At 44.6% G+C, this 21,737-nt stretch carries 21 protein-coding genes; 15 read left to right on the forward strand and 6 right to left on the reverse strand.

The features are described from left to right. Positions 1-75 precede the first annotated feature (75 nt). Together FKX92_RS07955 and FKX92_RS07960 are read left to right on the forward strand one after the other, a co-directional pair. Complete coding sequence (locus tag FKX92_RS07955; protein ID WP_061594991.1) at positions 76-1,080, forward strand: NADP-dependent oxidoreductase; 1,005 nt, start codon at positions 76-78, stop codon at positions 1,078-1,080. A 16-nt stretch (positions 1,081-1,096) separates the two neighbouring features. Then, positions 1,097-1,741: a TetR/AcrR family transcriptional regulator gene (locus FKX92_RS07960; protein ID WP_149566019.1), complete on the forward strand. Its 645-nt coding sequence runs from the start codon at positions 1,097-1,099 to the stop codon at positions 1,739-1,741. Between the two features lie 239 nt (positions 1,742-1,980). Here the strand turns inward: FKX92_RS07960 and FKX92_RS07970 are convergent, their stop codons facing one another. After that, positions 1,981-2,466 (reverse strand): GNAT family N-acetyltransferase, encoded by a 486-nt coding sequence (locus FKX92_RS07970; RefSeq protein ID WP_149566020.1) that lies wholly within the window; start codon positions 2,464-2,466, stop codon positions 1,981-1,983. Positions 2,467-2,496: 30 nt separating this feature from the next. Then, positions 2,497-3,843 carry an NADP-specific glutamate dehydrogenase gene (gdhA, locus tag FKX92_RS07975; protein ID WP_149566021.1) on the reverse strand — a complete coding sequence of 449 codons (1,347 nt, stop codon included), beginning with the start codon at positions 3,841-3,843 and terminating at the stop codon, positions 2,497-2,499. Positions 3,844-4,195: 352 nt separating this feature from the next. On the opposite strand from gdhA, the gene FKX92_RS07980 reads away from it, so the two are divergent. The 8 genes from FKX92_RS07980 (at position 4,196) to FKX92_RS12200 (ending at position 12,655) form a co-directional block, all read left to right on the forward strand. Beyond that, on the forward strand, positions 4,196-5,134 hold the full coding sequence (locus FKX92_RS07980) for a dihydroorotate oxidase (protein ID WP_149566022.1): 939 nt from the start codon (positions 4,196-4,198) through the stop codon (positions 5,132-5,134). Positions 5,135-5,296: 162 nt separating this feature from the next. Beyond that, positions 5,297-6,232: a peptide-methionine (R)-S-oxide reductase MsrB gene (msrB, locus tag FKX92_RS07985; RefSeq protein WP_149566023.1), complete on the forward strand. Its 936-nt coding sequence runs from the start codon at positions 5,297-5,299 to the stop codon at positions 6,230-6,232. Positions 6,233-6,390: 158 nt separating this feature from the next. Further along, positions 6,391-7,263, forward strand: coding sequence for a MetQ/NlpA family ABC transporter substrate-binding protein (locus FKX92_RS07990; protein ID WP_002907288.1), 873 nt, complete (start codon positions 6,391-6,393; stop codon positions 7,261-7,263). 248 nt (positions 7,264-7,511) lie between these two features. Next, entirely contained in the window at positions 7,512-8,579 is a 1,068-nt protein-coding gene (locus FKX92_RS07995) for a methionine ABC transporter ATP-binding protein (protein WP_149566024.1), read from the forward strand. Next, positions 8,579-9,271 (forward strand): methionine ABC transporter permease, encoded by a 693-nt coding sequence (locus FKX92_RS08000; RefSeq protein ID WP_002898357.1) that lies wholly within the window; start codon positions 8,579-8,581, stop codon positions 9,269-9,271. The genes FKX92_RS07995 and FKX92_RS08000 overlap by 1 nt, the downstream gene beginning before the upstream one ends. 138 nt (positions 9,272-9,409) lie before the next feature. Beyond that, the gene (locus tag FKX92_RS08005; protein ID WP_149566025.1) at positions 9,410-10,681 is read left to right on the forward strand and encodes a TRZ/ATZ family protein; all 1,272 of its coding nucleotides are present in this window, start codon (positions 9,410-9,412) and stop codon (positions 10,679-10,681) included. 216 nt (positions 10,682-10,897) lie between these two features. After that, positions 10,898-12,280 (forward strand): CapA family protein, encoded by a 1,383-nt coding sequence (locus FKX92_RS08010; protein ID WP_149566026.1) that lies wholly within the window; start codon positions 10,898-10,900, stop codon positions 12,278-12,280. A gap of 174 nt (positions 12,281-12,454) precedes the next feature. Next, positions 12,455-12,655, forward strand: a complete 201-nt coding sequence (locus FKX92_RS12200) for a RhtB family transporter (protein ID WP_149566027.1) — start codon at positions 12,455-12,457, stop codon at positions 12,653-12,655. Positions 12,656-12,807: 152 nt separating this feature from the next. Here FKX92_RS12200 and FKX92_RS08020 read toward each other — a convergent pair whose 3' ends face one another. Then, positions 12,808-13,680: an AraC family transcriptional regulator gene (locus FKX92_RS08020; RefSeq protein WP_149566028.1), complete on the reverse strand. Its 873-nt coding sequence runs from the start codon at positions 13,678-13,680 to the stop codon at positions 12,808-12,810. Between the two features lie 105 nt (positions 13,681-13,785). Here FKX92_RS08020 and FKX92_RS08025 point away from each other — a divergent pair, with 105 nt between their 5' ends. Next, positions 13,786-15,231, forward strand: coding sequence for a glycoside hydrolase family 1 protein (locus FKX92_RS08025; protein ID WP_316250854.1), 1,446 nt, complete (start codon positions 13,786-13,788; stop codon positions 15,229-15,231). A gap of 76 nt (positions 15,232-15,307) precedes the next feature. Here FKX92_RS08025 and FKX92_RS08030 read toward each other — a convergent pair whose 3' ends face one another. The 3 genes from FKX92_RS08030 to FKX92_RS08045 all read right to left on the reverse strand — a co-directional run bounded on the left by FKX92_RS08030 (position 15,308) and on the right by FKX92_RS08045 (position 19,127). Further along, positions 15,308-17,032 carry an ABC transporter permease/substrate binding protein gene (locus tag FKX92_RS08030; protein ID WP_149566030.1) on the reverse strand — a complete coding sequence of 575 codons (1,725 nt, stop codon included), beginning with the start codon at positions 17,030-17,032 and terminating at the stop codon, positions 15,308-15,310. A 14-nt stretch (positions 17,033-17,046) separates the two neighbouring features. Then, entirely contained in the window at positions 17,047-18,237 is a 1,191-nt protein-coding gene (locus tag FKX92_RS08035; RefSeq protein WP_149566031.1) for a quaternary amine ABC transporter ATP-binding protein, read from the reverse strand. A 248-nt stretch (positions 18,238-18,485) separates the two neighbouring features. Further along, the gene (locus FKX92_RS08045; protein ID WP_002914397.1) at positions 18,486-19,127 is read right to left on the reverse strand and encodes a GntR family transcriptional regulator; all 642 of its coding nucleotides are present in this window, start codon (positions 19,125-19,127) and stop codon (positions 18,486-18,488) included. A gap of 184 nt (positions 19,128-19,311) precedes the next feature. On the opposite strand from FKX92_RS08045, the gene FKX92_RS08050 reads away from it, so the two are divergent. From FKX92_RS08050 to FKX92_RS08065, 4 genes are all read left to right on the forward strand, one after another. Further along, on the forward strand, positions 19,312-20,169 hold the full coding sequence (locus FKX92_RS08050; protein ID WP_187759410.1) for a Cof-type HAD-IIB family hydrolase: 858 nt from the start codon (positions 19,312-19,314) through the stop codon (positions 20,167-20,169). After that, positions 20,169-20,801 carry an SGNH/GDSL hydrolase family protein gene (locus FKX92_RS08055; protein WP_002907272.1) on the forward strand — a complete coding sequence of 211 codons (633 nt, stop codon included), beginning with the start codon at positions 20,169-20,171 and terminating at the stop codon, positions 20,799-20,801. Before FKX92_RS08050 ends, FKX92_RS08055 begins: the two co-directional genes overlap by 1 nt. 143 nt (positions 20,802-20,944) lie before the next feature. Then, positions 20,945-21,340, forward strand: a complete 396-nt coding sequence (locus FKX92_RS08060) for a CopY/TcrY family copper transport repressor (RefSeq protein WP_002901456.1) — start codon at positions 20,945-20,947, stop codon at positions 21,338-21,340. Between the two features lie 18 nt (positions 21,341-21,358). Then, positions 21,359-21,730 carry a cupredoxin domain-containing protein gene (locus tag FKX92_RS08065; RefSeq protein WP_002903781.1) on the forward strand — a complete coding sequence of 124 codons (372 nt, stop codon included), beginning with the start codon at positions 21,359-21,361 and terminating at the stop codon, positions 21,728-21,730. The last annotated feature ends 7 nt before the right edge of the window (positions 21,731-21,737 follow it).

Consider the following 21,737-nt stretch of genomic DNA (forward strand, 5'->3'; position numbering starts at 1 on the left):
TTGAAGAATAAGCGTACAATCAAGAAAATGATTGAGTACTCACTCAATTTATGGATAAGTAAAGGAGTTCATAAAATGGTTGTTCAAGCAATACAATATAGTCATTTCGGTGATGAAGAAGTACTAGATTTGGTGAACATTAAATCTGATGTTTTGGAAGTGAATCAAGTTAGGGTTGAAGTTTATGCAGTTGGTTTAAATCCTATTGATTATAAGACTTTTGAGGGTGCAAAGCCACTTCGTTTTCTATCTTTTATGACGAAACTAAGGAAGCCAAGTCGTTGGTTTGAGTCAAAATCATCTCTTTTTCCAAGAGGTGTTGGTCGGGATTTTGCTGGAGTTATCACAGAAATCGGTGAAGGAGTAAGTCGGTTTGCAGTAGGGGACAAGGTTTTTGGAACAATGATCAGTGACCCTGGATTGGGAACCAAGAGGGGAGCTTTGGCAACAGAAGTTTGTGTCAATGAATCGGAAATTGTATTGAAACCAGATATGATTGATATGAATCATGCTGCTACTATGGGGGTAGCCTCTTTAACAGTGGGAGGTGCTTTTAGAAAGATTGAGCTAAATTCTAAAGATGTTGTAGTTATTTCAGCAGCATCAGGTGGTATTGGAAGTATCGCAGTACAGTATGCGGTTGCTAAAGGTGCGACAGTTATTGGAATTGCAAGTAAGAAAAATTCAGAATATCTGAAGTCTTTAGGTGCTATACCAGTAGCTTACGAAGAGAACATCCAGGATGCTCTTCTATCAGCAAGTCCAAAGCCGATTACAAAATTCTTGGATTGCTATGGAAGTGATTATGTTAAATTGGCTTTCAGTTTGGGATTGAAGGGCACGGCTATTGGAACGCTAGTACCTTCACCATATGTTATGGTAAAAGGTGCCCAGTTCACGGGTCCGAGACATTCCACTTATGATGATTTGAATATTCTAGCGGAAATGATCTCAGATGGGAAGGTTCGGCTGAATATTGATCAGGTTTATGATTTTTCTCTAAAGTCTGTTAGAGAGGCATATCGTAGTCTGAAGTCGGGACACACTCGAGGTAAGAAAGTTGTAAAAGTAAGAGAGTAGCAGAGAGGTACCAGCAATGGAAAGTTTAGAACAAAAGTATGCTCAGACGTTAGAAAATAGCAACTTGAGTTTAAAACAACGTCAAGTATTATTATCAAGTCTAAAGCTATTTTCAGAAATTGGCTTTGAAAACACAACAGCAAGCCTTATTGCCAAGGAGGCTGGGGTTTCAGAGGGGACAGTTTTTAGTTACTTTAAAACCAAGGAAGGAATATTAGAAGCTATTCTGTCAACTTTTCTCGAACAAGTTATTCCAGATGTGATTGCTGATTTTTCTGAGAAGAAATTTACAGCAAACCAAGAGAGTTTTCCAGTGTTTTTGAGAAGAATTGTTCGAGATAGACTAGTTTTCATTCAGGAGAATCAAATGCAAGTTAAAATTCTCTTGAGTCGTTCTTTTATTGATAAAAATATTTCTGACCAGTTAGGGAATGTTATTATTCACTCTATCATTAAGCCAATTAGTCCAGTTCTGAATCAGTTTAAAGAAAATGGTGTTATCCGAGATTGGTCAAATGAAAGAATTGTTCGTTATATTCTAGCCTTGAGTCTTTCTTATGTTATTCCAATGATGTTAAATGATAAGGAAGATGTGAACATAGATGAAGCAGTAAACGAAATTGTTGAATGCCTATCTTCTGCCTTAGTAGAAGTAAAATAAATCTTGATTTTTAAGCTTACTATTAAAAATAGTGAGCTTTTTTGAAACCAATATAAAAATCCCCAATCGTTGTGATTGAGGATTGAGCAAAGAATCTTAAACAATACCATAGCTTTGGCTACGTTTTCGAAGGCAGGGATATTAGCACTAGCCAGGTAGTCTTTGCCAAGTCCGTAAGTTTCAGCTGTGTTGAAGATGTTAGTCATGATGTCCTTGAGGCGGCCAGAGTATACTGACATCTATTCATCTGATGAGAGGGATTTTATCATCCAGATATTCATAGCTGGGTGGCCGGCAGCGTTAGAAAGTGGTTGTTGCAGTGATGTAAAACCATAGTGTTGATAGACGGCCACGGCTGTAGCCAGTTCAGTAGTGGTTTCTAGATAAAGCTGTTCATAACCTGCTAGACGGGCTTCCTGGAATATCTGCTTTATCAGCCGACTGGAATACCCCTTGCCACGACTGTTTTTAGTGACATACAGTTTTTGTAATTCGGCAATCTTATCAGACACAGGTGCAAAGCCACCACAGCCAACGAGCTGTCCTTCATCTTCCAGAACAAAGTAGGCTGCCCTCTCTTGATGTTGATAATAGTCGGCCAAATGATCTAGATGAGAATCAAAGTAGACAGTTCCTGGTTTGTTAAGTCCGAATTCTTCTAGGCTGGCTCGAATGAGCTGCGCTACAGCCGGATTGTCTCTCACTTCCATTGGCCGTAAGTTCATGATAGTCCTCCGATAGGATGTATCGACTAGTTAAACAATACCTTGCGCAATCATAGCATTTGCTACGTTTTCGAAGGCAGCGATGTTAGCACCGGCCAGGTAGTCTTTGCCAAGTCCGTAAGTTTCAGAGGTAGTCTTAGCTGTGTTGAAGATATTTGTCATAATGTCTTTGAGGCGGCCGTCAACTTCTTCGCGAGTCCATGACAGACGAAGGCTGTTTTGGCTCATTTCCAGAGCAGATACAGCTACACCACCAGCATTGGCAGCTTTAGCAGGTCCGTAGAAGATACCATTCTCTTTGTAAACTGCGATAGCATCTAGGTCGCTCGGCATGTTGGCACCTTCAGATACACAGATAACTCCTTGAGCAACTAAGCGTTTGGCAGCTTCGCCATTGATTTCATTTTGTGTCGCACATGGCAGAGCGATGTCATATTTCTCAGCGTAAGTCCATACAGAACCTTCATGGTAAGTAGCAGTTGCTTTCTCAGCTGCATACTCAGTCAAACGAGCACGGCGTTTTTCTTTAACATCAACCAAAAGATCAAAGTCAATACCGTTTTCATCGATCACATAACCGTTTGAGTCAGATACAGAGATAACAGTTGCACCAAGCTCAGTTGCTTTTTGAAGAGCGTATTGGGCTACGTTACCAGAACCAGAAATAACCACCTTCTTGCCAGCAAAGCTTTGACCATTAGCTTTGAGCATTTCTTCGGTGTAGTAAACCAAGCCGTAACCAGTTGCTTCTGGACGGATTAAGCTGCCGCCAAATCCAAGGGGTTTACCAGTCAAGACACCAGCGTCGAATTGGTTAAGGCGTTTGTATTGGCCATAGAGGTATCCGATTTCACGTCCGCCGACACCGATATCACCAGCTGGAACGTCAAGAGATGGGCCGATGTGTTTTTGCAATTCTGTCATAAAGCTTTGGCAGAAGCGCATCACTTCAGCATCAGTTTTACCTTTAGGATCAAAGTCAGATCCACCTTTACCACCACCGATTGGCAGGCCAGTCAAAACATTTTTAAAGATTTGCTCAAATCCGAGGAATTTCAAGATCCCTTGGTTTACAGTTGGGTGGAAACGAAGTCCGCCTTTATAAGGGCCAACTGCTGAGTTAAATTGTACGCGGTAACCGCGGTTGACTTGTACGTTACCTTCGCGGTCTACCCAAGGAACACGGAAGCTGATTACACGTTCAGGCTCAGTAATACGCGCTAGGATGTTTTCTTCGATGTATTCTGGGTGTTTTTCAAAAACGGGCTCCAGAGTATTGAGAAACTCTTCAACAGCTTGGAGGAATTCTGCCTCGTGTCCGTTGCGGGCTTTTACGGTCTCGAAAGTGCTTTGGATATATTCTTTAGCAGTTGTCATCTGTCATTCTCCTTTAAATAAAATAGTAAACCATCCTGTCGGGAGCTGCTTGCAGCTTGTGTGACGAGGATGTGTTTAAATTTTTAAAACAGGCATCTTTTAGATGTCATATTTTATTACATGGAACATTATAGCAGACTTTTTTTCTCTTGTAAAGAAAAAAGTTGAATTTTCTAAAAATTTCCACAATTTGTTTTCTGAAATATTCCAGAAAATAGTCAAACGGACGGGATGTTTTCCGAACGTTAGTCAGGAATTGCCGGTTTAAAAAACGAAAAAGCGGAGTTTGGTGATATAATAGAGGAAATGAGCTAAAGGCACTCGCCTTCAGAAGAAAAAGGAGCGTTTTACTATGGTTTCGACATCGACACAGATTGCTGGTTTTGCATTTGACAACTGCCTGATGAATGCAGCTGGGGTTGCTTGCATGACAAAAGAGGAACTGGCGGAGGTCAAAGATTCTGCTGCGGGAACGTTTGTGACCAAGACAGCGACGCTGGAATTTCGTCAGGGAAACCCAGAACCGCGCTATCAGGATGTTCCGCTGGGCTCTATCAACTCCATGGGCTTGCCCAACAATGGTTTAGACTACTATCTTGACTACCTGCTGGAACTTCAGGAAAGCGAACCAAATCGCACTTTCTTCCTCTCTTTGGTCGGTATGTCGCCAGAAGAAACCCACACCATTCTGAAGAAAGTGCAGGCAAGTGACTTTAAAGGTATTACTGAGCTCAATCTCTCCTGTCCCAATGTCCCCGGCAAGCCACAGATTGCTTATGACTTTGAAACGACGGAAAAGATCTTGTCAGAGGTTTTTGCTTATTTCACCAAGCCTCTGGGTATCAAGCTGCCTCCTTATTTTGATATCGTGCATTTTGACCAGGCCGCTGCGATTTTTAACAAATATCCGCTCAAGTTTGTCAATTGTGTAAACTCTATCGGAAATGGTCTTTATGTAGAAAATGAGTCAGTGGTCATTCGCCCGAAAAATGGTTTTGGAGGTATCGGAGGTCAGTACATCAAGCCGACCGCTCTGGCCAATGTCCATGCCTTTTACCAACGCCTGAAACCGGAAATCCAAATCATTGGTACTGGTGGGGTCCTGACTGGCCGTGATGCCTTTGAGCATATCCTCTGTGGTGCCAGTATGGTGCAAGTAGGAACAACCCTTCATAAAGAAGGAGTGGCAGCCTTCGAGCGCATTACCACAGAACTCAAGACTATTATGGAAGAAAAAGGCTATGAAAGCTTAGAAGATTTTCGAGGAAAATTGAAGTATATTGAGGAGTAATCTTCTATACAAGAGTTGTAGTGATTTGAAATGAAGAACATGGCTGGGTTGATTGTCATTAAGACCCAGCTTTTCATATCAATTTGAAGAAAGTTCCAATCAAATTGCTATAATTTCAACTTCTTTTATGAGAAAATAGACGCAAAGAAATGAGGTGTTTTTATGGCAGAAATTTATTTAGCAGGCGGATGCTTCTGGGGCTTGGAAGAGTACTTTTCTCGCATTGAGGGTGTGGCGGAAACGACAGTGGGCTACGCCAATGGGCAGGTGGAATCAACTAACTACCAGCTGATTCATCAGACGGATCATGCAGAGACAGTTCATCTAGTCTATGACGAAAAGCGGGTCAGCCTACGGGAAATCCTGCTCTATTTTTTCCGAGTCATTGATCCTCTGTCGGTCAATAAGCAGGGAAATGATGTAGGACGTCAGTATCGGACGGGCGTTTACTATACCAATCAAGCCGATAAGGCGGTCATTGAGCAGGTCTTTGCTGAGCAGGAAAAGCAGTTGGGACAAAAGATTGCTGTTGAGCTAGAACCTTTGCGCCACTATGTCCTAGCTGAGGACTATCATCAGGATTATCTCAAGAAAAATCCTGGTGGCTACTGTCATATCAATGTCAATGATGCCTATCAGCCCTTGGTCGATCCAGGACAGTACGAGAAGCCTACGGATGTAGAACTAAAAGAGCAGTTGACGGAAGAGCAGTATCAGGTGACCCAGCATAGTGCGACAGAGCGTCCTTTCCATAACGCCTACAATGCCACTTTTGAAGAAGGGATTTATGTTGATGTGACGACTGGTGAGCCTCTCTTTTTTGCCGGAGACAAGTTTGAGTCTGGCTGCGGCTGGCCTAGCTTTAGCAGGCCTATTGCCAGAGATGTTCTTAAATACTACGAAGATAAGAGTCACGGCATGGAGCGGATCGAAGTGCGTAGCCGTTCAGGAAACGCCCACCTTGGGCATGTCTTTACTGACGGCCCAGAAGCAGCAGGCGGCTTGCGCTACTGCATCAACTCAGCAGCTCTGCGATTTATTCCAAAAGAAAAAATGGAGGCAGAAGGATATGGCTATCTGCTGACCTTCATGCAGTAAAAGGGCATAAAATCAACTCAATTGCTTCAATCAGTCATATAAATTTTTTATCACGGCGATAAATTATTTATATAAGCCAAGTCTTCTTTAACATGGTAAAATGAGAAGTAATCTTATAAAATAGAAGATTTAGAATTTTATCCATTAAAGGAGAATAAATGATGAATTTGAAAAAAATCTTTTCAGTAGGCTTAGTCGGCCTTGCAGCCTTGGGTTTGGCAGCTTGCGGAGGCTCCTCTAGTAAGGAGAGCAAATCAGCAGACGGACCTGTAACCGTTAAGGTTGGGGTAATGAGCCTGAGTGATACAGAAGAAGCGCGCTGGAACAAGGTTCAAGAAATTCTTGACAAAGAAAATGCAGGCGTTAAATTAGAGTATACACAATTTACAGACTACTCTCAGCCGAACCAGGCCTTGCTTGACGGTGATGTCGATATCAATGCTTTCCAACATTACAACTTCCTTGAGAACTGGAATAAAGAGAAGGGAGCAGACCTTGTGTCTGTTGCGGATACTTATATCGCACCTATTCGTCTCTACTCTGGCACAAAGGACGGCAAAAATAAATATACAGATGTGAAAGACATCCCAGAAAATGGTACAATTGCCGTTCCAAATGATGCGACAAATGAGAGCCGCGCTCTTTATCTTCTTGAATCAGCTGGCTTGATCAAGCTTGATGTTAAAGGAAACGAGCTTGCGACTGTTGCCAACATCAAAGAAAACAAGAAGAATCTGACAATTTCTGAGTTGGATGCTTCTCAAACACCAGCTTCTCTGACTTCAGCAGATGCTGCGGTTGTCAATAATACTTTCGTCCGCGAAGCAGGCATTGACTACAAGAAGGCTCTCTTCAAAGAAGAAGCCAATGAAAACTCAAAACAATGGTATAACCTGATTGCAGCGAAACCAGATTGGAAGAAATCAGACAAGGCTGACGCGATTGAAAAAATTATCAAGGCTTACCACACTGATGAAGTGAAAAAAGTTATCGAAGAATCATCAGATGGTATGGATCAACCAGTTTGGTAATTTTTAAGTTGCAGAAGGTCATTGTATTGAATAAATGAAATGATTAAGAAGGGCGGAGATTAGCTTCTCCAGCCCTTTATCTGCTATTATGGTCATTTAGTTTGATCATTATCTAGCTTTGAGCTAGGTCGGTATAGATTGTAGCTTATGATTTTACATTTCCCTAGTCGAGCTACAGACGAAAATCAAACTAAAAGGCTACAGAGATACATCACATATTGGACAAATCAAGGAGTGAATCGGAAATTATGGGCAAAGAAATTATCAAATTGGATCACATTGATGTCGTTTTTAATCAAAAAAAGCAAGACATTAAGGCCGTAGAAGATGTGACCATTCATATTAATCAGGGAGATATTTATGGAATTGTAGGCTATTCTGGTGCCGGGAAATCTACTCTGGTCCGTGTCATTAACTTGCTGCAGGTGCCGTCTGCTGGTAAGATTACGGTGGATGATACGGTTTTCTATGATTATCATCAGGTTCAGCTTACTGCAGCTCAGTTGCGCCAAAAGCGTAAGGATATTGGGATGATTTTCCAGCATTTTAACCTCATGGCACAGATGACGGCCAAGGAAAATGTTGCCTTTGCGCTCAAGCACTCTCCTTTATCAGCTGCTGAAAAAGAGAAAAAAGTTCATACGCTTTTGGACTTGGTAGGCTTAGCGGATCGGGCGGATAATTATCCTGCTCAGCTGTCTGGTGGTCAGAAGCAGCGGGTAGCCATTGCACGGGCCTTGGCCAATGATCCCAAAATCCTAATCTCGGACGAGTCCACATCTGCTCTGGATCCTAAGACCACCAAGCAGATTCTGGCTCTATTGCAGGATTTGAATCAAAAATTGGGTCTGACTATTGTCCTCATTACCCACGAAATGCAGATTGTCAAGGACATTGCTAACCGTGTAGCAGTTATGCAAAATGGCCGGCTGATTGAGGAAGGCTCAGTTCTGGATATTTTCTCTAATCCCAAGAATGAGCTGACCCAAGACTTCATTACGACCGCAACCGGTATCAATGAGGCTATGATCAAAATCAACCAGCAAAAGATTGTGCAAAACCTGCCAGAAAATTCCATTCTGGCCCACCTGAAATACTCTGGTGTGGTAACAGACACAGCCATTATAAACGACATTTACAAGCAGTATCACATATCGGCCAATATTCTTCACGCTAATATTGAGATTTTAGACCATGTACCAGTCGGAGAAATGGTCGTTATCTTATCTGGAGAGACCAAGCAACTGGCGGCGGTGCAGGAAAGTCTGCGCGAAGCAGGAGTAGAGCTGCATGTTCTGAAAGAAAGGAGTAACTAATGCTACAGCTGATTCAACAATTTATGCCCAATGTTTATAGAATGGGCTGGTCTGGGCAGGCTGGCTGGGGAACAGCTATTTACCTGACTCTGTATATGACCATCATTCCTTTCTTTATCGGAGGGATTCTAGGCTTTATCGCAGGTCTCTTGCTTGTCTTGACAGGGCCGAGAGGTATTTTGGAAAATAGACTTGTCTTTTTTGTCCTAGACAAGGTTACCTCTATCTTCCGGGCTATTCCGTTCATCATTCTCCTAGCCCTCATCAATCCCTTTACTCGGATTATTGTGGGAACTGGGATTGGACCGACTGCGGCCTTGGTGCCTCTTTCGCTGGCTGTTTTTCCTTTCTTTGCCCGTCAGGTTCAGGTGGTCTTATCCGAACTAGACCGAGGAGTCATTGAAGCGGCGCAGGCTAGTGGAGCAACTTTCTGGGACATTGTCGGTGTTTACCTGCGGGAAGGTCTGCCGGACTTGATTCGAGTGACGACTGTTACGCTCATCTCTCTGGTTGGTGAGACTGCTATGGCCGGAGCGATTGGTGCTGGTGGACTGGGAAATGTTGCCCTGACCTATGGTTATCAGCGTTTCAACCATGATGTGACTATTCTTGCGACCATTCTTATTTTGCTGCTCATCTTCTTTATTCAGTTTGTTGGGGATTTCCTGACACGGAAGATTAGTCATAGATAATGATTGACAACTAGGGCCTCAGCTGGGGCTCTTTTTTACTAGTACAATTTTCAAAAAAGACTTGCGCAATTAGATTAGGCTTGTTATAATAGCTAAAATCTTTTGAAACCAAGTGTTGGGAAAGTGAGGATATGGCGGATGAAAGCTTATACAAATGTCAATCTGGTGACCTGTGACAGCGCATTTCATGTTTACTGGGACGGGCTGCTAGTGGTTGAGGACGACCGCATTGCCTACTGCGGTCCCTATGATGAAAACTGGCTAGGGAAATGCAGTGAAACAGTGGATTATGAAAGTGCTTGGATCATGCCAGGACTGGTTAACTGTCATACTCACTCAGCCATGACCTTGCTGCGCGGGATTCGTGATGACAGCAATCTGCATGAATGGCTGGAGGACTATATCTGGCCAGCAGAAAGCCAGTTCACAGCGGATTTAACGACCGAGGCTGTCCAGCTGGCTCTGGCTGAAATGATGCTGTCAGGAACAACGACTTTTAACGACATGTATAATCCTCAGGGAGTGGATATTGACCGGATTTATCAGACTGTGCGGCAGTCTGGTATGCGCTGCTATTTCTCACCAACTCTCTTTAGCTCGGCAGCAGAAACAACAGAAGAGACTCTGGCTCGTACTCGTGCCATTATTGAGAAAATCCGCTCCTATGATGATGAAGATTTTCAGGTCATGGTGGCACCTCACTCGCCCTATGCCTGCGATGAAGACTTGCTCAAGGGCAGTCTTGAGCTAGCGCATGAGCTAGACTTGAAGCTTCATATCCATGTGGCTGAAACCCAGGATGAAAATAAAATCATCCTTGAGCGTTATGGTAAACGGCCTCTGGCTTTCTTAAAAGGCTTGGGCTACTTGGAGCAGCCAGCTATCTTTGCTCACGGAGTTGAGCTGAATCCGTCAGAGATTGCGGATTTAGCGGCTTCACCAGTCAGCATCGCCCACAATCCTATCAGTAACCTCAAGTTGGCTTCTGGTGTAGCTCCAGTGACGGACTTACTAGCCGCTGGGGTAACCGTTGGCTTAGCGACGGACTCTGTCGCTTCCAATAATAATCTGGATATGTTTGAAGAAGGTCGGACAGCTGCTCTCCTTCAGAAAATGCGGGCAGGCGATGCGACCCAGTTTACGATTGAGCAGGCTTTGAAAGCTTTGACTATTGAAGGAGCCAAGGCGCTGGGCTTAGAGGACAAAATCGGTAGTCTGGAAACGGGCAAACAAGCAGATTTCATTGTCATTCAGCCTAAGGGACGACTCCATCTCTATCCTTTGGAAAATATGCTATCGCACCTGGTATACGCAGTCAAAGGCAGCGATGTTCAGGATGTCTACATTGCAGGACAGCAGGTCGTTCGAGACGGCCAAGTGCTGACCGTTGATGTAGGAAGTTTTGGATAAGAATGAAAGCCGATTTTCAGCTCGGCAATCAGCTCTTAGAATTGAAAAAATAGAAAATGAAGCAGGAGAATGGTGGAAGCATGCCGCAATTTGGAGATTGTAGCACGCTTCTCCCCGCTCCTGCTTTTTGCTTCGCTTTCCTTTTGACGGTAAAAATAGTACAATATAGTAAATATTGATGCACTATTATCAAGTAAGAAAAAGTGGAGAGATGTGATGAGTAAAAAATTTCTTTGGGAGAAGATTCGGACTTTTTTTCAAGAACTTTGGAAGAAGATATCTAATTTTGCTGCGGAACATAATCTTTTAGCGGATGCTTACCATGCTTGGCGAGACTGGTTTAAGGGACTTCCATTTCCTCGTCCCAAAATCTTTCAAAAACAGCTTAGCAATCGCCAGTTTGTCGGAGTGCTTTTGACCGTAGTAGGGTTGTCAGCCGGCTTAATCCTCCTGTCAGAGCATGCGCAGGATTTTACCTTTCTGTCTCCTAGTAAGAAAGAGCAGAAGTCAGATTCCTCACAGAATCAGACGGTTCGTATCATGGCGACTGGGGATTTGCTTTATCACGACGGCCTATATCTGAGTGCTCAGAAAGAAGACGGAACTTATGATTTTTCTGAGAATTTTCACTATGCCAAAGAATGGCTTCGGCAGGGAGACTTGGTCTTAGGGGACTTTGAAGGCACGATTCGGCCTGACTATCCCTTGAATGGCTATCCGCTCTTTAATGCTCCGGAAGCCGTAGTTCCAGCAATCAAGGATGCCGGCTATCAGGTGATGGACCTGGCTCATAACCACATTTTAGACTCTGGCTTGGAGGGAGTTTTTACTACAGCTCAGGCTTTTGAAAAAGAGGGAATCACTCCTATCGGTGTTTATCCGCATGAAAGCCGCAGTCAGGCACCAATTTTGATAAAGGAAGTCAAAGGCATTAAGATTGCACTGCTGGCTTACTCCTATGGCTACAATGGCATGGAGGGACTTCTCAGTCAGGAAGATTATGATGCTCGCCTATCCGATTTGGATGAAGAAAAGATGCGGGCCGAGATTGAGCGGGCAGAAAAGGAAGCAGACATTACAGTCGTCATGCCTCAGATGGGGATAGAGTACCAACTGGAGCCGACAGAGGAGCAGATGACCCTTTATCATAAAATGGTTGGCTGGGGAGCAGATATTGTCTTTGGAGGCCATCCGCATGTGGTTGAGCCGGCAGAGATTTTAGAGAAAGACGGCCAGAAGAAGCTGATTATGTATTCTATGGGGAATTTTATTTCCAATCAGCGCATCGAAACCATGGAGGGAATTGAAAATGCGCATTGGACCGAGCGCGGAGTGCTGATGGATGTTATCATTGAAAAGACATCAAAGGGCACGCAGATAAAAAGTGCTCAGGCTCATCCGAGCTGGGTCAGCCGAGTTGAAAAGGGCACTACTTCGGCAGACGGTCTTCCTTTATACACTTATCAGACTTGGATTTTGGACGACTTTGTCGAAGGTGGCAAGTATCGAGACAAACTGGATCAAGAAACCAGAGCACGGATTGATACTGCCTATCAGGAAATGAATTCTCATGTTGGACTGAATTGGCCGGGGCAATAAATTGCTTGATATGATTGTTAGCCAGATTGGATTTGCCAATCTGGTTTTTGCTGTTTTAAAATTGAGGACTTTGTTATAATTAAAAAGGATTATAGAACTGTTAATGAATGAAACTGACCGCTTTTGAGTCCGTCTATTATTTTATTGGAAAGAAAATGAAATGTATTTTGGTTTGTGGTTGCTTTTGTATCTTATACCCATGTTTATCTTGTTTTTGTTGCTAGTGTGCTCCCTGGTATTGATGATTTTCTGCCTGTTTTTGCGGAGAAATTTCTTCAAAGAAAAGCAAGGGCGCTATTTGCTGCTAGCTATCTTTTTGCTGGGGCTTTTTATTCTTCTGGTGAACTTGCTAGTATAGAAACGATGAGGTCGTAAGGAGAACGATCGAAACACTTAGGTCTTAGCTGACTTATATGTAAAAACATACTATTATTTCTGTCCTTCTTGTGAAATCAGCATAAAAAAACGAATACCCTCTAGCTTATTTTGATTAGCAGGTATTCGTTTTTTATTTTCTATTTAGAGCTTCATTTCTTCCGATACTGGCTTGGTGTCATTTGGTAGTATTTTTTAAACTGGCGGTTGAAGTTGGACAGATTATTAAAGCCTGCTTGGCTGGAGATTTCCAGTACAGAGAGATTAGAGTGCTGCAGGAGTTCGGCTGCCTTGCGCAGGCGGAATTGGATTAGGTACTCAATGCAGGAAACGCCTAGATGCTTCTTGAAGAAGTTCATGAAATGGGTGGAGCTGTAGCCACAAATGCCAGCCAGTTGGTCAATATTCAGGTCTTCTTGGTAGTGGGCATTGATGTAGTCGATGATGGAGCGAATCTTTTCTTCCTTGCGGTAGCCTTCGGGTGACAGGTCTTTGGAAATGACATAGCCGTTCTCAAAGAGCAGGTAGAAGAGCTGGTTGAGTTGGGCTTTGAGCTGAAACTCGTAGTGAGCTTTGCGGAAATAACCTGTTTCCATAGCTGCTAAGAGGCACTGGCGAATCTCCGCATAGGCTGTATCCTTGGGCTTGATCACATGAGTCAAGTCCAGCTGACCATTGTAGAGGGGCTGCAGGTAGTTGATGCTGGCCTGATCCATGGTAGAGTAACCCATCAGATCCAGATGGAAATTAATGGCGTCCATATAATGGCGCTCGTCGTTGATGGGGTGGATGGAGTGCAGGGCATTAGGGCGAATCAGGATAATATCACCTTTTTCGCTGTTAAAGTAGTCGTCGTCAATATGAAATTGTGCTTTTCCTTCGTGGACATAAATCATTTCAACATCGGTATGCCAGTGGAAAAGAATATCTGGATGACCATTTTCAGTGATGGTGCGGGTCAGAGAATAAGGGGTTCCTTGGTTTTTAAAAACGGTATTTTTATGTAGTTGGCCTAAATCAATCATGGGGACACTCTTTCATAGAATAGTACAATTTATTAAGATAATTGTGTTAGAAAATATGTTTGACAACTATTATAATATAAATATAAAAAAAACGAAAGCGAGAAAATGCAAATGGGTAAATTTCCGCAGAATTTCCTCTGGGGCGGTGCAACTGCAGCTAACCAGTATGAAGGTGCCTATAATCTGGATGGAAAAGGCCTGTCTGTTCAGGATGTGACTCCAAAAGGCGGAGTGCCAGCCAAGCCAGGTGACCGCAATCCTTTGATTACTGAGGGGCCGACACCAGATAATCTCAAGCTGGAAGGGATTGATTTCTATCATCGCTATAAGGAGGACATTGCCTTCTTTGCAGAGATGGGCTTCAAGGTCTACCGGACTTCCATTGCCTGGTCTCGGATTTTCCCAAACGGGGACGAGCTGGAACCCAATGAAGCTGGTCTGCAATTCTATGACAATCTTTTTGATGAACTGGCCAAATATGGCATTGAGCCGCTGATTACCCTGTCTCACTATGAAACGCCCCTGCATTTGGCGCGTCAATACAATGGCTGGGCCAACCGTGATTTGATTGGCTTCTACGAGCGCTATGTCCGCACGGTTTTTACCCGCTATAAGGATAAGGTCAAGTATTGGCTGACCTTTAATGAAATCAACTCTGTTCTCCATGCGCCTTTTATGAGCGGAGGCATTGCCACGCCAGCTGAAGAACTATCCAAGCAGGACCTCTATCAAGCAGTCCATCATGAGCTGGTGACTTCTGCCTTGGCAACGAAAATCGGTCATGAGATTAATCCTGATTTTAAGATTGGCTGTATGGTTCTTGCCATGCCGGCTTATCCCATGACGCCTAAGCCTGAAGATGTGCTAGCAGCACGGGAATTTGAAAATCAAAACTACCTCTTCTCTGATATCCATGCGCGTGGGAAATACCCTGCCTATATCAATCGTTTCTTCAAGGAGAATGGGATTGAGATTCAGTTTGCGCCAGGTGACAAAGAGCTTTTGGCTGAAAATACTGTAGACTTCATTTCCTTCTCTTACTATATGAGTGTGGTTGCGGCTCATGATCCGGAAAATTATTCTTCCGGCCGAGGCAATCTGCTAGGTGGTATTATGAATCCTCATCTGGCTAGCTCAGAATGGGGCTGGCAGATTGACCCAGTTGGCCTGCGCTTGGTACTGAATAGCTTTTATGACCGCTATCAGCTGCCTCTCTTCATCGTGGAAAATGGTCTCGGTGCCAAGGATGTCTTGGTGGATGGTCCAACTGGCCCAACGGTTGAAGATGACTACCGCATTGATTATCTCAAACAGCACTTGCAGCAGGTAGGAGAAGCGTTGGAAGATGGCGTAGAACTGCTAGGTTACACGACTTGGGGCTGTATTGACCTGGTCTCAGCCAGCACGGCAGAACTCAGCAAGCGTTACGGTTTTATCTACGTTGACCGCAAGGATGACGGTAGCGGAACTCTAGCCCGCTACAAGAAAAAATCTTTTGATTGGTACAAAGAAGTCATTGCGACGAATGGAGACAGTCTCTATCAGGATTGAATGACTTAAACAAAATAGAATGGCTCCTTATAAAATAAAGGATGAATCTTTTGATTCATCCCTTTTTTCTATGCTTTTATTTCTTCCAGCTTTCGACTTCTTTCTGGTGGTTTTTGATCCACTCTTTGGCTGCAGCTTCTGGTGAGCTGCCTTCGTTAATCTTAAGCATGACTTCTTCCATGTCCTTTTGAGTCCAGTTGAAGTTGTCTAGGACCTTGTTGACTTCTGGTAAGTCCTTGTCTAGATTTTTCCGAGTAATAGTGTGGATAGCTTCCTTGCCGCCCATAGTTCCCTTAGGATCCTTGAGGTATTTGAGGTCGTATTTGGAGAACATCCAGTGTGGTGACCAGCCGGTTACGATGATATCTTCCTTGTTCTTAATAGCCTGATCCAGAGCAGTGGTCATGGCTCCTGTTGAGGAAGAAGAAAGATTCCAGCCACTGAGATTGCTGTATTCCTGCAAAGTCTTCTCAGTCGCGGTCATGATACCAGCACCGGGCTCAATACCTGTGATGGTTTTCTTGGCTTGGTCTGACAGGTCTTCGATGGAGTCGGCATCCATATAGCTTGGTACGACTAGCCCTGTTTTAACGCCCTCAAGGTTTGGCCCCAAGTCCACTAGCTTGTCCTTGTACTCCTCATAGAGAGCAGCGTGGGTGGTCGGCAACCAGGCAGAAACCATGGCATCGGCTTCGCCATTAGCAACGGACTTCCACATAACGGCATTGTCCAGCGGTGTGATGGTGACATCGTAACCCATTTCCTTGAGAGCTTCCGCTACGACATTGGTTGAGGCAACTTCGGAGTCCCATTCAACATAGGCAAGGTTGACCTTTTCTTTTTTGCTTTGCTGAAGCTTGGTTACTTGATTTCCGACAAAGGCTGTCAGGATGACAGCAGCCAGAGCAGACCAGAGCATAATCTTGTTGCGTTTTTCCTTGGCAGTGACCGGTGATTTTTTAGCCAGAGGCTGGTTGAGCTTCTGGGTCAGGCGGTCAATGATAATGGCCAGGATAACCAGAGATACCCCATTGACAAAGCCGGAACCGATGTCGGCATGCTGCAGGGCGGAAAGAACGCCGCGGCCAAGTCCTGGCGCCCCAATCATAGAGGCAGTAACGACCATGGACAGAGCCAGCATGATGGTCTGATTGACTCCAGCTAGGATGGTATTTTTAGCCAGAGGCAGCTCGACTTTGAAGAGCTTCTGCTTGCCAGTGCCCCCAAAAGAGTCTGACGCTTCGATTAGCTCGGTTGGAATCTGGCGAATGGCTAGATTGGTAAAGCGGACAGTCGGCGGCAGGGCAAAGATGACAGAGGCAAAGACCCCAGGCACCATACCAATACCGAAGAAGGCCACGGCCGGTATCAGGTAGACAAAGGCCGGCATGGTCTGCATAAAGTCCAGCAAGGGCTTGATAACTGCTTCGACGCGGTTGCTCTTAGCCATCCAAATCCCCAGTGGAATACCGATGATAATGGAAATGGCACTGGAGACGATGACCAAAGTCACAGTGTTCATAAGATTTTCCCAGAGGCCTTGGTTGTAAACAAAGAGCAGGCCTAGGAAGGTGAGCAGGGGCAGTCCCAGCTTACGCTTGGAAATCAAATAGGTAAAAATAGTGATGACTACGATAAAGAGCAGGGGCGGAATGAAGAGCAGGGTGTCTGTCATCCCATTCATGATGGCATTTCCGATAGCCTGGAGGACCGAAAAAAGTCCGGAGAAGGTATCGGTTACCCAGTTAGTAAAGGCCTCAACCCATTGAGAAACGGGGATTGGCTGTTGTAAAATATTCAAAATGCGAACCTCCCTTATTCTTCAGATTCAGTAGTATTGGCCAAGGCTTCGATGACTCGACCTTTGATAATAACGCCGACTAACTTGTCCTTATCATCTACAACGGCCAGAGGCGCTGGTGAATCGTAAATCAGCGGGAAAATATCGGTAATCAGGGTTTCCTGAGTGACCTTGCGGACATTCTTATCAATCACTTCAGCCAGTGCTTGATGCTGTTTACGGGCATCGCGGGCAGCTTCGGCAGTCAGACTACCCTTGAGATGCCGCTTCCTATCCACAGCCAGCAGCATACTGACCTCTTCTTTTTTCATGCGATTAAGGGCCACGGTTGGTCCGTCGATGTCAATGTTGGTAGTCAGTGGCGTTGTCATGATATTCTGGGCGGTCAGGACCTTGGAGCGGTCCACATCTTCAACGAACTCTCGAACGAAGTCATTGGCTGGATTGGTCAAGATTTCCTCACCAGTGCCAATCTGCATAATCTGACCGTCAGCCATGATGGCAATGCGGTCACCGATACGCAGTGCCTCATTGAGATCGTGGGTGATAAAGATAATGGTACGCTCATGCTCTGCCTGCAGATCTAGTAACTCATCCTGCATTTCTCGGCGGATGAGGGGGTCTAAAGCTGAGAAGGCTTCGTCCATGAGCAGAATATCAGGATTATTGGCCAGGGCACGAGCCAGGCCAACCCGCTGCTGCATCCCACCAGAGAGCTGATCGGGGTATTGGTCCTTGAAGGACAGGAGACCAGCATTGTCCAGAGCTTGTTCAGCTAGGCGCGTGCGCTCTTCCTTATCAACACCTCGGACTTCCAGACCGAACTCAGTGTTTTCCAGAATGGTCCGATGCGGAAAGAGGCCGAAGTTCTGGAAGACCATATTGAGCTTGTGGCGGCGAACGTCACGCAGCTCCTCTTCGTTCATCTTGGCCACATCCTGACCGTCGATGTAAATGTCGCCTGATGTCGGGTCAATCAATCGGTTGAGCAGGCGGATAAGGGTAGACTTCCCACTACCGGACAGTCCCATGATGACAAAAATTTCTCCGGCCTGAACCTCAAAGTTTACATCGTAAACTCCGACAGTAGCACCGGTTTTTTCTAAAATTTCCGTTTTGCTTTTGGCCTGCTGCACCATTTCCAGTGCCTGCTTTTGCCTTTTTCCGAAAATTTTAGTCAAATGTTTTACTTCTAGTTTATTCAACTTATTTCTCCTTTTGCACAAGTGACTACATGTTTATTTTATAGAGTTGTCACTTAAAAGACCATCACAGTATAACACTGTGTGGTCACTTTGTCAAACTCAAAAGACTGTCAGACCGGCCTTTTTCGGCTATTATAAAAAAATGACAGTGATTTTCTGGAATATTTCTGAAAGCCGCAAAAACCTTGTCAGACAGCGGATTTGCCTGTCTATTCTGTTTTTTTGACAAAGAAAAAACAAGCGCTGATTCACTTGTTTGTTTCAATTTCATTAAAAAATAAATTATGCATCAAACCGACTGATAATTCGTTGCCAACAAAGTAGATGGTATTGCCGGCTTCTAGCTTGGTATAAGGACCAGGCGAGATTAGGAGTTGGTCGCCCTGCTGAACTGCGACAATGGTAGCGCCAGTCGAGTGCCAGATATTGAGTTCATTGATAGATTTTCCTAGGTTGATAGCGTCTGCTGAGAGCTGCAGCTCGTAGGGATTAAAAGGGAAGCGCTGCTGGACATCTTTAGTTCGGCTGAGAAGCTGGTTAAGGAGCTGGGAAAAGTTTGCAAATTCTTCCTCTTGGCGCTGGATGCTCTGGTGGAGCTTGCTTTTGAGGTCCTGCAGAGAGTTGACATCTTTATAGGTCTTGAGAAACTGCTGAGCTTTTTCCTTGGAGGAAATGAAGGCCCCACTGCCATGACGGACTTCCATGATTTCCAAATCTACCAGCACATTAATAGCCTTGCGGGCTGTTTCAGGGGAGACATTGAAGTTGCTGGCTAAGGTAGAGCGAGCATAGATCTTGCTGCCGATAGGATATTTGCCGTCAACGATTCGCTCGGCAATGGCGACGGCAATCTGCTGGTAGCGTGGGAATGCGACTTCTTTTTTGCTCATGAGGACCTCCAATTTTACGACAGGAATATAGCTATGATTATAATATAAAACTGGAGGATTGAAAAGTGCCCTTTGTAAAATCTACCGTCTTATCCGCCTCTTCTCGCCTTTCTTTTTACTTTTTTAAGTAGTATAATATGTCTAAAAGTTAGAGGTCTTCTGGAAAAGGAACAGTAAAAACCAGATGATAAAGATAGAAATGGATAAAAAGATGACTGTAAAGATGATAGCGACAGACATGGATGGAACCTTGCTGGATGGACAGGGACAGCTGGATTTGCCTCGTCTGACTACTATTTTAGATGAGCTGGAGAAGAGAGACATTCGCTTTGTGGTGGCTACTGGCAATGAAATTCCACGGATGCGACTGCTATTGGGAGATTTGGTAGAACGCATGACCTTGGTAGTCGCCAACGGAGCGAGGATTTTTGAAAAGAACCAGCTAAGCATGAGCAGTTTCTGGGAACCTGGATTGATTAGGGATGCGCTGGCTTACTTTGCTGGGCGTGAAAGGGAGCTTCAGCTGGTTGTGACCTCTGAAAGAGGCGGCTTTGTCCAAGAGGGGACAGAGTTTCCCTTGATTGAAAAAGTCATGACCAAGGAAATGGCCCAGCTTTTCCATAAGCGGATGAACTTTGTGCCAAGCCTTCAGGATTATCCCCTTGACAAGGTCTTGAAAATGAGTATGATGGTAGAAGAGGCTGCAGCAGCAGAGCATGCTCGTCTGATTAATCAGCATTTTGCAGGCCGATTGAGCGCGGTTGCTAGTGGTTATGGAGCCATTGACATCCTCCAAGATGGGATGCACAAGGCATGGGGCTTGCAGCAACTGATGGCTAAGTGGCAGATTCAAAGCTCGGAAATCATGGCTTTTGGCGATAGTGAAAATGATATAGAAATGCTTGAATTAGCTGGTATTTCTTACGCTATGGAGAATGGGGATGAGCGGGTCAAAAAGGTAGCAGATTACCTAGCACCGGCCAATACAGAAGCCGGTGTTCTACAGGTGATTGAGCAATACTTAGAAGAGGAAAAAGAATAATGGCAGTACAATTATTAGAAGAATGGCTTCTCAAGGAGCAGGCAAAATTGCAGCAAAACTACAGAGAACTCAATCAACTCTCCGTCAAGGAGCCAGACATCATCTTTATCGGAGACTCCATTGTGGAATACTATCCTCTCTATGAGCTCCTGCAGACGGATAAAAGACTGGTCAACCGTGGCATTCGGGGCTATAAGACTGATTTGCTTTTAGACAATCTAGATGCCCATCTTTTTGGGCAGGCTCTGGATAAGGTCTTTATCCTGATAGGTACCAATGACATTGGCAAGGAGATGCCTCAGACAGAAACGCTAGCTAATTTAGAAGCCGTTATTCAGGAGATTTCTCGTGACTATCCTCTGGCTCAGATCCAATTGCTGTCGGTCCTGCCTGTCAATGAAGCTCCAGCCTACAAGAGCACGGTCTATGTCCGCAGCAATGAAAAGATTCAGGCACTCAATCAGGCCTATCGCCAGCTGGCCAGCGCCTACACAAACGTCCAGTTTATCAATCTCTACGCTGCTTTTCTGGACGAGGAAGGTCAGCTGCGCCCAGACTACACAACTGACGGCCTCCATCTGACCATTTCTGGCTATGCAGCCCTGTCCAAGGCTTTGCAGGAGACGTTATAGAGATAAAAATAGGGAGCGAAAAAAGCCCAACCAGACAAATCTTCAAAGGAAGATTTTTTTAAAACTTTTGGTTGACAAATGTAAATCTTAGGGGTAAAATAGGATTATAAGATTTACAAATGTAGATTTAGAAAGGAGAGGTCATGCAAATTTCCAATGCGGAATGGCGCATCATGAAGATTATCTGGATGGAAGGCAAGCAGACCAGCACGGATTTGATTGCCGTCTTGTCCGAGCGCTTTGACTGGTCGAAGTCGACGGTCAAGACTCTCTTGACCCGCTTGGTGGAGAAAGGATGTTTGACTAGAGAAAAATCAGGCAAAGCCTTTGTTTACTCGGCTTTGTTGAAGCAGGACCAGAGTTTAGACTTGGTCGTTGAGGATGTGAAAGACAAGGTTTGCTCCAAAAGGATTGTCCAGGTGCTTGAAAACTTGATTCAGGCGAGTGACTTTACGCTTGCAGATCTTAATCAGCTGCAGCAGGTCCTGGAAGAAAAGAAAGCAGAGGCTGTCGAAACAGTCCCTTGCAATTGTATGTAGTAGAAAGAAGGAAATTCCATGTTTGGATTGTTGATTAGTATTGTTTGTTTACTTGTGGTTGTCTTTATTGCTTGGTGGTTCTTTGCAGAGCATGAAAAGGTAAGCGGCCACGCTCGTCAGAAATCAGGTTATCAAGAAATTGAAGTCGAAGTCATGGGGGGCTATTCGCCTGAAACCATTGTCCTGAAAAAGAATGTTCCAGCCCGGATCATCTTTAATCGCAAGGATCCATCTTCATGTCTGGCTCAAGTGATCTTTCCAGATTTTGGCGTTCATGAAGATTTGCCTTTAGGTGAAAAACATGTCATTGAAATTACGCCAGAAAAAGCGGGCGAATATGGGTATTCATGTGGAATGAACATGATGCATGGTCACATGATTGTGGAATAAAGGAGTA

The sequence above is a fragment of the Streptococcus sanguinis genome (assembly GCF_008329445.1).
In the GTDB taxonomy this organism is placed as follows: domain Bacteria; phylum Bacillota; class Bacilli; order Lactobacillales; family Streptococcaceae; genus Streptococcus; species Streptococcus sanguinis_O.

Bases quoted from the DNA above. Each gene is read 5' to 3' on its own strand.
- FKX92_RS07955 (WP_061594991.1), top strand. From the start codon at position 76: ATGGTTGTTCAAGCAATACAATATAGTCATTTCGGTGATGAAGAAGTA.
- FKX92_RS07960 (WP_149566019.1), top strand. From the start codon at position 1,097: ATGGAAAGTTTAGAACAAAAGTATGCTCAGACGTTAGAAAATAGCAAC.
- FKX92_RS07970 (WP_149566020.1), bottom strand. From the start codon at position 2,466: ATGAACTTACGGCCAATGGAAGTGAGAGACAATCCGGCTGTAGCGCAG.
- gdhA (WP_149566021.1), bottom strand. From the start codon at position 3,843: ATGACAACTGCTAAAGAATATATCCAAAGCACTTTCGAGACCGTAAAA.
- FKX92_RS07980 (WP_149566022.1), top strand. From the start codon at position 4,196: ATGGTTTCGACATCGACACAGATTGCTGGTTTTGCATTTGACAACTGC.
- msrB (WP_149566023.1), top strand. From the start codon at position 5,297: ATGGCAGAAATTTATTTAGCAGGCGGATGCTTCTGGGGCTTGGAAGAG.
- FKX92_RS07990 (WP_002907288.1), top strand. From the start codon at position 6,391: ATGATGAATTTGAAAAAAATCTTTTCAGTAGGCTTAGTCGGCCTTGCA.
- FKX92_RS07995 (WP_149566024.1), top strand. From the start codon at position 7,512: ATGGGCAAAGAAATTATCAAATTGGATCACATTGATGTCGTTTTTAAT.
- FKX92_RS08000 (WP_002898357.1), top strand. From the start codon at position 8,579: ATGCTACAGCTGATTCAACAATTTATGCCCAATGTTTATAGAATGGGC.
- FKX92_RS08005 (WP_149566025.1), top strand. From the start codon at position 9,410: ATGAAAGCTTATACAAATGTCAATCTGGTGACCTGTGACAGCGCATTT.
- FKX92_RS08010 (WP_149566026.1), top strand. From the start codon at position 10,898: ATGAGTAAAAAATTTCTTTGGGAGAAGATTCGGACTTTTTTTCAAGAA.
- FKX92_RS08020 (WP_149566028.1), bottom strand. From the start codon at position 13,680: ATGATTGATTTAGGCCAACTACATAAAAATACCGTTTTTAAAAACCAA.
- FKX92_RS08025 (WP_316250854.1), top strand. From the start codon at position 13,786: ATGCAAATGGGTAAATTTCCGCAGAATTTCCTCTGGGGCGGTGCAACT.
- FKX92_RS08045 (WP_002914397.1), bottom strand. From the start codon at position 19,127: ATGAGCAAAAAAGAAGTCGCATTCCCACGCTACCAGCAGATTGCCGTC.
- FKX92_RS08050 (WP_187759410.1), top strand. From the start codon at position 19,312: ATGATAAAGATAGAAATGGATAAAAAGATGACTGTAAAGATGATAGCG.
- FKX92_RS08055 (WP_002907272.1), top strand. From the start codon at position 20,169: ATGGCAGTACAATTATTAGAAGAATGGCTTCTCAAGGAGCAGGCAAAA.
- FKX92_RS08060 (WP_002901456.1), top strand. From the start codon at position 20,945: ATGCAAATTTCCAATGCGGAATGGCGCATCATGAAGATTATCTGGATG.
- FKX92_RS08065 (WP_002903781.1), top strand. From the start codon at position 21,359: ATGTTTGGATTGTTGATTAGTATTGTTTGTTTACTTGTGGTTGTCTTT.